This is a genomic window from Streptococcus infantis, from assembly GCF_047460685.1.
Taxonomy (GTDB): Bacteria; Bacillota; Bacilli; order Lactobacillales; family Streptococcaceae; genus Streptococcus; species Streptococcus infantis_AD.
On sequence record NZ_JASHFS010000031.1, the window covers coordinates 1 to 8,053 of the forward strand.

The window sequence follows — 8,053 nt, forward strand, 5'->3', positions numbered from 1 at the left end:
ATTGTTGTACTGTGGAGTTGGTGCTTTAGGAATTGGGTTTCCTTCTGGATCAACTGGAATGATCTTACCAAGTGGTTTATAAGTAACCTTATCCGTAACTTCTGGTTGATCTGGAGTAACTGTCTTAGATCCAGCTTCCTTCTTATCAGCGTAGTAACCTTTAACTACTGGAACTGTTTCTTTACCATAAGTGTGATTAGGTTGATCCCATGTTGTCGTACCATTTTTTTGTTTACCAGTAAAGGTGAAGTTATCTTGAACCTTATCAGCTGGAGTAGCTGTTCCTGCTCCTTCAAACGTTACCGTTTGTTTAGTTGGTTGCGTCACATCATTTGTTTTTGGTACATAGATGATTGGCGTATCTTCCCCTGGTTTATCAGGTGTTACAGGTGTTCCTGGTTGGATTGGTTGACCTGGTTTCGTTGGATCGTTTGGATCTGGAAGGTGTGGTTCATAACCTGGTACATCAGGAACGACTGGTTGACCTGGTTTCGTTGGATCTGTTGGATCGTTCGGATATTTAACACCTGGTGTTGATGGGAAGTTTGGATCGTTTGGTTTCTCTGGTTTTGGAACCAAGTTTCCAAGTGGTTTGTAAGTAACAGTTTCTTCAAGGTTTTCTTGAGTAACTGCCTTAGAAGCAACACTTGCTTTATCAGCGTAGTATCCTGTCAAACCTGGTGTTGGAACTGCAGCGTAGGCTGTCTTATCTGATGCCCATGGTGTCGCTGAAAGTTCTTTACCTGTGACTTTATCCAAGGTAAGGGTACGTGTCCATGTCGCGTTTTCAACATGATCTGCTGGGGCTGCTACCTTACCATCTGATACCACATACTTAACAGTAGATGTGACATCTTTCTTCCATTGATCTGTCGCTGGGTATTTAGGACTGTTTGGATCATTTGGATTGATTGGATCTGTTGGGTTATGTGGATCGTTTGGTCCAACTGGAGTTTCACCGTGTTTCAAGGTTACTGTCCAGGTTTGATCTACTGATGCATCGGTATCGAAGTGAGCTCCTGCTGGGAATTCATCGCTTACAAGAACATAGCCACGATCTTCATAATACTTGATCTTGTCCGCAGTTGAGTAATTGATTGCCTCACCTGATTTACCACCGACTTGATCATTGGCAAGGGTTTGACCAGTTGTTTGATCAACGTACTTGATCACTGCTTTTTGGTCTGCCTTAACATAAACAATCTTCGTATCTTGTGAAATTCGATCTGGATCACTTTCATCATTTGGTTCAATAGTTTTATCAACAATATTGTAACCCCATGCTTGTGGTTGTTCCTCCTTAATCACATATCCTGTTGGTGCATCTGGAATTTTAGTTTCTGCTGCTTCTTTAGGATTCAATGGGTTATTTTCATAAGTCTTAGATACTGAACCTGGAATAACATTTCCTGATTCATCTACTTGAATAATCTTACCAAGTGGTTTATAAGTTACAACATCTTCAGCATTAGGATTGGTTGGAGTGACTGTTTTACTACCTGCTTCAGACTTGTCAGCGTAGTAACCAGAAACTACTGGAACACTTTCCCTACCGTAAGTATGACTGTTTTCAGTCCATGTTGTTGTACCATCAGCTTGATTCTTCTTACCTGTGAAAGTATAGTCATTTTGAATCTTATCTGAAGGTACCTGAGCTTTACCATCTGTACTTGTGTACTTAACAGTTTGTTTTGTTGGTTGCGTCACATCATTAGTTTTTGGTACATAGATGATCGGCGTATCTTCCCCTGGTTTATCAGGTGTTACAGGTGTTCCTGGTTGGATTGGTTGACCTGGTTTACTTGGATCTTTTGGATCTGGCAAGTATGGTTTGTAGCCTGGTACATCTGGAACAAGGGGTTGACCTGGTTTGGTTGGATCGTTTGGATCATTTGGATACTTCACTTCTGGTGTTGATGGGAAGTTTGGATCGTTTGGTGTCTCTGGTTTTGGAACCAATTTTCCAAGTGGCTTGTAAGTAACAGTTTCTTCAAGATTTTCTTGAGTGACTGTCTTAGAAGCAACACTTCCTTTATCAGCGTAGTAACCTGTCAATCCTGGTGTTGGAACTGCATCATAATTAGTCTTATTCGCTGTCCATGGTGCATCAGGGTTAAGAACTTTACCTGTCACCTTATCAAGATTTAAGGTACGTGTCCATTGTGCATTTTGAACATTATCAGCTGGGGCAGTTGTCTTACCGTCTGATACCACATACTTAACAGTTGATGTTACATCTTTCTTCCATTGATCTTCCGCAGGGTATTTTGGACTCTTTGGATCATTTGGATTGATTGGATCTGTTGGTTTATGTGGGTTATTTGGTCCAACTGGTGTTTCACCATGTTTCAAGGTAACTACGAATTCTTGATCAACTGACTCATCCTTGTCATAAGTAGCCCCTGCTGGGAATCCATCGCTTACAAGAACGTAACCACGATCTTGATATTTCTTGATCTTGTCTGCAGTTGAGTAGTTAATGGCTTCATACGATTTACCAGAAACTTCATCTTTTGCTAATTCCTTATTATTAGCACTGGTATCAACATACTTGATAATAGCTTTTTGATCTACCTTACGATAGATAATTTGTGTGTCAGTACCTGGATTTTCAGGAGTGATTGGTTTTCCTGGTTCTACTGGTCTACCTGGTTCACCTGGTTTCGTTGGATAGTTTGGATCGGGCAAGTATGGTTTGTAGCCTGGTACATTAGGCACAACTGGTTTACCTGGTTTGGTTGGATCATTTGGATCATTTGGATCATTTGGATACTTCACTTCTGGTGTTGATGGGAAGTTTGGATCGTTTGGTGTCTCTGGTTTTGGAACCAATTTTCCAAGTGGCTTGTAAGTAACAGTTTCTTCAAGATTTTCTTGAGTGACTGTCTTAGAAGCAACACTTCCTTTATCAGCGTAGTAACCTGTCAATCCTGGTGTTGGAACTGCATCATAATTAGTCTTATTCGCTGTCCATGGTGCATCAGGGTTAAGAACTTTACCTGTCACCTTATCAAGATTTAAGGTACGTGTCCATTGTGCATTTTGAACATTATCAGCTGGGGCAGTTGTCTTACCGTCTGATACCACATACTTAACAGTTGATGTTACATCTTTCTTCCATTGATCTTCCGCAGGGTATTTTGGACTCTTTGGATCATTTGGATTGATTGGATCTGTTGGTTTATGTGGGTTATTTGGTCCAACTGGTGTTTCACCATGTTTCAAGGTAACTACGAATTCTTGATCAACTGACTCATCCTTGTCATAAGTAGCCCCTGCTGGGAATCCATCGCTTACAAGAACGTAACCACGATCTTGGTATTTCTTGATCTTGTCTGCAGTTGAGTAGTTAATGGCTTCATACGATTTACCAGAAACTTCATCTTTTGCTAATTCCTTATTATTAGCACTGGTATCAACATACTTGATAATAGCTTTTTGATCCGCCTTGCGGTAGATAATCGGCGTATCTTTTCCTGGATTTTCAGGAGTGATTGGTTTTCCTGGTTCTACTGGTCTACCTGGTTCACCTGGTTTCGTTGGATAGTTTGGATCTGGCAAGTATGGTTTGTAGCCTGGTACATTAGGCACAACTGGTTTACCTGGTTTTGTTGGATCGTTTGGATCGTTTGGATCATTTGGATACTTCACTTCTGGTGTTGATGGGAAGTTTGGATCTTTTGGTGTCTCTGGTTTTGGAACCAATTTTCCAAGTGGCTTGTAAGTAACAGTTTCTTCAAGATTTTTTTGAGTGACTGTCTTAGAAGCAACACTTGCTTTATCAGCGTAGTAACCTGTCAATCCTGGTGTTGGAACTGCATCATAGTTAGCCTTATTCGATGCCCATGGAGTAGATGAGAGAACTTCACCTGTCACCTTATCAAGTGTTAAGGTACGTGTCCATTGTGCATTTTGAACCTTATCAGCTGGGGCAGTTGCATTACCGTCTGATACCACATAATGAACAGTTGACGTTACATCTTTCTTCCATTGATCTGTCGCAGGGTATTTTGGACTCTTTGGATCATTTGGATTGATTGGATCTGTTGGTTTATGTGGGTTATTTGGTCCAACTGGAGTTACATCGTGTTCTAGTCTAACTACGAATTCTTGATCAATGTTTTCATCATCATCAAATTTCTTTTGATCTTCAGAGGCCTTTTTGAATCCATCGTCTACAAGTTTGTAACCCTTATTAACAAAATCAGCAATCTTAGCTGCAGTTGAGTAGTTAATAGCTTCACCAGCTGTACCTTCAACTTCGTCTTTTGCTAACTCCTTATTATTATCACTTGTATCAATGTATTTGACAATAGCTTTCTGTTGTACTTTCTTATAGACAACGACTGTTTCGTATGTACCCAAATCAGACTTGGCTACAATATTGCGCCAATAAGTTTCTGAAACGGTGCGTTTACCTGCTTGAGCTTCAATAAGTGTGTCTGTTGCATTGCTTGAATCATATGAAACAGAAACTGAATCAGCTTGAGCCCCAACTTCTAATCCTGGAACATTAGTTGACTTGATTTCTGCTTTATAGCCATCGACTTTTGGTGAAGCAATAGTTCCATAATTATAGGTACCTGAATTTGTTCCATCAACTTTCCAACCTGTATCAGCGATGTTATCTCCATCGATATCAGAAATGTGATACTTAGCCTTACTATAGGCGGCTAAGAACTCATCACCATTGCTGACACTTGAATTTTTTAAAATCTTTTTAAAGCCTTCTTGGTCAATAGAGACATCCAAAGTACGCTTCCAATCTGATGACTGGATAACATCTTCTTTAACTGGAGTTCCATCTTCGTAAACATATTTGATGACATTTTTATGAACACCAGTCGGGTTGATTTTAGAACCATTTGAAACCCAAATGTTTTGGCGGTTATTACCAACAGGGTCAATACCATAGATTCTATCTGTAGCACTTACCCCTCCAGAAGAAGATCCTGTTTGAACAGATGCAGCGTTAGCAGGTTGTATATTTGGTCTTCCACTTTGGAACCCAGCAATAGATACGGAGCCAGCCTGGATATTAGTCCAAACAGAACTTTGTTTATTTTTAGTTTGGCTATCCTTACCATCTTTATTCATAGAATAGACGGTATAAGTTCCAACAGTAGAGCCACCGTTCTGGCTAGCTGGACCATTAAATTCTACTCTATTGCCAGAAGCTTCTGATTTATTTGAGATATAAAGGATGTTCCCTTTTCCGATATCCTGTGGGTTGTTCCCTTGAGGAATAGATGGTGGTAATTTACCAGTAATTTCCCCTGCTGATGTACCATCTGATTTTGTGTATCTCATAAAGGAAACATATAGCGGATTGTTGAACTGGAAATAAGTGTTTGTACTAGCTCCCAATGGTACTGAGATCAACTCAGCATAGAAGTTGGTATTATCATCTCGGATATCTACGATAGAACCCTTATTAGCTTGGAAAAGTGGCTCACCCTTGCGACCATTTTGAGAATCAAGGGAAATAACATCGTCATAGAGATTATTGCCACGATTATCCATTTGCACACGGAAAGTTGCAAATTCGTCGACAAGAATCTTACCATTCTCATTTAAACCAATATAGTTATATCCAGCGAAACTACCAGAAGGCCCACCACCACTATTAGGCCCTTTTCCTACAGAATGGAAGGTGTTTGTAGAATATTTACCGAAGGCTACTCTTGAATCATTCCCGAAATCAAGTGCTACACCGCGACCTTTATTTTCAAAGCGAACTTTTGAATTTTGACCTGTGACAAGTTCTGAGTGATTCCCCATCATAATACCGTCACGACCGTTAAATTCAAATGTTCCTTCTTCGCCAATAAGAACTCGGCTAGGACCATTTTTACGACCGTTGTTACCAGCACCGTAACCACCAAAAATATCCTTATCGGTAACTCCATCCCCTGGACGGTTTATACCAATTGAAATCCCTTGACCGATACTAGTATTTAAGACTAACTTAGAGCCTTTTCCAGTTTCTACGGTACCACTATCAGCCATAAAAATACCAGCATTGTGGTAGCGAGCACTATCAGTTTGGTTGCCAGTGTTCATGTTGATAGTAAGACTAGCTTTATCTTTTACACTGACTTTAGCTCCACTTTCAAGAGTAATAGCATCCCCTTGAGAAGAGCGATTAAGCGTTAGGCTAGCTCCCTCAGCAACTGTTACAGATTTAGCATCGTGAATATTTGACTCACGACGTTGGTCTGAGTGACCAGCAGCTCCGACATTCCGTTGTACGTGTTGAGTTTGACCATTTGCAGCTTGATAACTGTCACTAACTGTTGAAGTTGTAGTTCCTTTGATAACAACATGGGTGTTACCACCACCACCATAAAGTGATGAACCCTCACTTTTCACATTTTCAAATGTAACTGTATTTGAACCACTAGTTCTTGATAGTTCAATTGGACCTCTAGAGTTTGCTGAAGCAATCTTAAGATTTTTGAGGTTTAGTTCCCAGCTAGCTCCTGTCAACTCCAAAGTGTGTGACAAGAGTTCAAGACGAGCATTGTCGTCCTTACCTTGGATAGTAACTGCACGAGATTGTGCACTAATGGTAGTCTTACGGTCTACAGAACCAGGATTTCGGCTATCTGTGTTACCATTGTCACCTTGAGCTACGATATCACCATTAACAGTGATTTCGCTTACATTTTCATCCTCTAAGGCTGAAACAAACTCACTCCAATTAGATACTTCTCGTTTATCTTCTGAAGTAGCTCGACGTGTACGCGTTGAACGGCGTGCTTCAGCTGGAGCTTTATCAGTAGACTTATCATCTTTGTCAGCAACTTCAGCTGGAGCTTTGTCAGTAGACTTATCGTCTTTTTCAGCAACTTCAGCTTTAACTTCAGTTGCTTTCGCCGTTTCTTCACTCGATTCTTTCGCTGGTGCTTCTGACTTTTCAGATTTTGGACTCTCGATTACAGGTTTTTCAGAATCTGAAGAAACTTCAGTTGTTTCTGGTGTTACAACAGCTTTATCTTCTACTGTTGATTTTGAATCGGCAGTTTCTAGTGATAGAGCAGACTTATCTACTACTGTAGGTTTTGATTCAGAAGTTCTTGGTACTAAAGATTCCGATGTACTTGTTGAACTTTCTGGACTAACAGATACTACGGAGGTAAGCAATGTTTCTGAAACATTTACCTCATCAGCACTAGCAACTTGTCCACTCAAAAAGAAGGCAGTTCCTAAAAGAACAGAGGCTAAACCAAAACTATACTTACGTAAAGAAAAACGTTGACGCTCATTAAAATGAAACTTCATAGTAATCTCCTTTTTACTTTTTCTTAAACTTTAGTATATCACTATATTTATAAAAATCAAGTGTTAGCAGTTACTTTTTACTAAAAAACGTATTACACGAACTAAATTTATTATAGTGGATTGAAATAAGATATGAACAGAGAGATTAGGAAAGTCAAACTAATTTCTAGAAATATTTTTAGCAGTTGTAGTGTACTGTTCTAGATTCAATCTACTATATTTTTTTACATCTCTTATCGCAAGCTTAGTAATTCTTTAAGAAATAGAATTGAAGGAACAAACATCCATCTAGTGATGTATTTCAGCCCTACTATGAGAGATTTATCCATTTTTATATTCATACAACTTATTTAACAGTATTAAAAAATTTTAGTAAATATTTTTTGCCGAGATTTATAGTTTTATCTTTTAGTTTTTCAACAAATCCTTCTATCTCTGGATATAAAAATGGAGAGAACAACGGCTGTCCTCTCCAAATGTTATAGTGAATTGAAATAAGGTATGAACAAATCGATTAGGAAAGTCAAACTAATTTCTAGAAATATTTTTAGCAGTCTTAGTGTCCTGTTCTAGATTCATTCTACTATGGCTTTTTTCAACCACTACAGTTGACAAATAGCCTCATTTCCCATCAAAAAAACCGGGCTCATTGTCAACTGTAGTGGGTTGAATAAAAACTAACATCTGGAGAGGACAATTGATGTCCTCTTCATTTTTATATTCAGAGCGATGAAAATTCGTTTCTTAAAGTTGTCAAAGTTCCGAAATC

Annotated in this window: 1 protein-coding gene; it reads right to left on the reverse strand. The window is 39.2% G+C overall.

Annotated elements, in window-relative coordinates; genetic code table 11:
- A partial coding sequence (locus QM917_RS10435) for a mucin-binding protein (protein ID WP_414285707.1) occupies window positions 1-7,284 on the reverse strand: 7,284 nt, incomplete at its 3' end.
- Window positions 7,285-8,053: the final 769 nt, after the last annotated feature.